Source organism: Paraburkholderia sp. (assembly GCF_035656215.1).
Classification (GTDB): Bacteria; Pseudomonadota; Gammaproteobacteria; order Burkholderiales; family Burkholderiaceae; genus Paraburkholderia.
Map to the genome: position 1 here is coordinate 1 of NZ_DASRSY010000001.1, position 2,759 is coordinate 2,759.

Annotated in this window: 3 protein-coding genes; all 3 read left to right on the plus strand. The window is 60.1% G+C overall.

Features of this window, described 5'->3' with window-relative positions; genetic code table 11:
* Positions 1-14: 14 nt before the first annotated feature.
* Positions 15-662, plus strand: coding sequence for a 16S rRNA (guanine(527)-N(7))-methyltransferase RsmG (rsmG, locus tag VFE81_RS00005; RefSeq protein ID WP_325042627.1), 648 nt, complete (start codon positions 15-17; stop codon positions 660-662).
* Between the two features lie 83 nt (positions 663-745).
* Positions 746-1,537: a ParA family protein gene (locus tag VFE81_RS00010; protein ID WP_325042625.1), complete on the plus strand. Its 792-nt coding sequence runs from the start codon at positions 746-748 to the stop codon at positions 1,535-1,537.
* Between the two features lie 18 nt (positions 1,538-1,555).
* Positions 1,556-2,443, plus strand: a complete 888-nt coding sequence (locus VFE81_RS00015; RefSeq protein ID WP_325042626.1) for a ParB/RepB/Spo0J family partition protein — start codon at positions 1,556-1,558, stop codon at positions 2,441-2,443.
* Positions 2,444-2,759: the final 316 nt, after the last annotated feature.

Genomic DNA, 2,759 nt, shown 5'->3' on the forward strand with positions numbered 1-2,759 from the left:
GTGGTAACGAGGTATTGGCGTCGCTGTTAGCAGGCGGCGTCCGCGAGCTCGGCCTCGACCTGAGCGATGCGCAACTCGGCAAACTGCTCGACTATGTAGCGCTGCTGTCCAAGTGGAACGCCGTTTACAACCTGACGGCGATTCGCGATCCACGGCAGATGCTTATCCAGCACATCCTGGATTCGCTTTCGATCGTGCCGCATCTCGCTACGCGTGGCGCATCTTCGGTGCTGGACGTGGGTTCCGGTGGTGGCTTGCCGGGTGTCGTGCTGGCTATCGTGCTCCCCGACTGGACCGTCACCGTGAACGACATCGTTCATAAGAAGACGGCTTTTCAGGCTCAGGCCAAAGCTGAGCTCGGCCTGGCAAACCTGTCGGTCGTCACAGGCCGCGTCGAAACTTTGCGGCCGGGTGCCGAAGTACCGGCAAAGTTCGACGTAATCGTGTCGCGCGCATTCGCAGAGCTCTCGGATTTCGTTACACTGGCCCGTCATCTGGTTGCGGAGCAGGGGGCAATCTGGGCGATGAAGGGTGTGCGTCCGGATGGCGAGATCGAGCGTCTGCCGGCGGGCGCCCACGTGGAACAGATTATTCGGCTGAATGTGCCGTCGCTCGACGCGGAGCGGCATCTGATCAAGGTGCTGGTGGACGCCGATAACTGACGGCCGTCGGCAGGTCCGAGACACGCACCGCATACCAGACGCGCTTTCTACTTTATTCAAGCAGCAAAAGGGACACACCAACGATGGCAAAAATCTTCTGCGTTGCGAACCAGAAGGGCGGCGTCGGCAAAACGACGACGGCAGTCAATCTGGCCGCGAGCTTGGCAGCGCAGGGACAGCGAGTCCTTCTCATCGATCTGGACCCGCAGGGCAACGCCACGATGGGCAGCGGCGTCGATAAGGCCGCATGCGCGAACACCGTCTATGAAGTGCTCGTGGATGGCGTGTCGGTGGCGGATGCGCGAGTACGCCCGGAAGCCGTCGGCTACGACGTGCTGCCCGCGAACCGGGAACTGGCCGGCGCCGAGGTTGAACTGGTCAGCGTGCAGAGCCGTGAGCGCCAACTGAAGGTCGCCTTGGCGGCGGTCGAAAGCGAATACGACTTCGTATTGATCGACTGCCCCCCGGCTTTGTCGCTGCTAACGCTCAACGGCTTGTGCGCCGCGCATGGCGTGGTGATTCCGATGCAGTGCGAGTACTTCGCGCTCGAAGGTCTGTCCGATCTGGTCAACACGATCAAGCAGGTGCATGCAAACCTGAATCGCGATCTGAAGGTGATCGGCCTGCTGCGCGTGATGTTCGACCCGCGCATCACATTGCAACAGCAAGTCTCGGATCAGTTGAAAGAGCACTTTGGCGACAAGGTGTTCGATGTGGTGATCCCACGCAACGTGCGCCTTGCCGAGGCGCCTAGCTACGGGTTGCCGGGCGTCGTGTTCGATAAGGCATCGCGCGGTGCGCAGGCGTATGTGCAGTTCGGTGCAGAGATGATTGAGCGGGTGCGTACATTGAATGACGCACCCCAGGCGTCCTAAGCGGATCGAGGAAGCACGATGAACGCAGTAGCAAGAAAGAAAGGGTTGGGCCGCGGTTTGGAAGCATTGCTCGGTGGCAGTGCGGACATTACAGAGGCCGTGGCGATCGAGGGTGCGCCGAACGTGCTGCCGCTCAGCAAGTTGCAGGCCGGTAAGTATCAGCCGCGCACGCGCATGGACGAAGGCGCGTTGCAGGAATTGGCGGCCAGCATCCGTGCCCAAGGAGTGATGCAGCCGATCCTCGTGCGGCCGGTTTCGGCGGATAAGTACGAGATCATTGCCGGTGAACGACGCTTCCGCGCCGCACGCCTTGCCGGCCTTGACGAGGTGCCGGTGCTGGTGAGAGACGTGCCGGACCAGGCCGCCGCGGCGATGGCGCTGATCGAGAATATCCAGCGCGAAGATCTGAATCCGCTAGAAGAAGCGCAGGGTATTCAACGCTTGCTCGACGAGTTCGATTTCACGCACGAGCAGGCGGCTGAATCGGTGGGTCGCTCGCGCAGTGCTGTATCGAATCTGCTGCGTTTGCTTAACCTGGCTACGCCAGTGCAGACGATGTTGCTGGCCGGTGATCTGGACATGGGGCATGCACGTGCGCTACTGGCCGTCGACGCTGCGACGCAGATCACGCTGGCCAATCAGGTTGTCAACAAGCGCATGTCGGTACGCGAGACCGAAAAGCTGGTGACGGCGACTACCAAGGCTGCGCCCACAGTAAAGGCGCGAGCGAATCAGGACGGCGGCCGCGACACGCGGCGACTCGAAGAGGAGTTGTCCGATCTGCTTGCCGCAACGGTAAAGATCAAGCTCGGCCGACGCGGCCGCGGCCAGGTGCTGGTGGACTTCGGTGATCTGGATGCACTGGAAGGCATTCTTGTCCGCTTGCGCGGTAACGCCACGGTGTAATCATGGCAAGCTGAACGTAGAAGGGCGCTGGACATGCTTGCGAATTATTTGGATGGTCGCTAGCAAGCTGTTTGGCGCACTTTGCGCGCTTTCGATGATGGTTTTGGTTTATCAGGTTCGCCGACGTTAGCTTAAGGGATCGTTTGACGATTTCCCTGATTGATCGGCATACCGTACTAGTGTCCCGAATTAGAAATTCATTGCCTTATTTGCGTTGTGTACTAACCTGGGTTGCAGGGTTCGCAAATAAGCGAGGCAACGATGAGAGGAAGACCGAAGGCGCCACTGGTCTTGAGTGAAGCGGAACACGAACAGC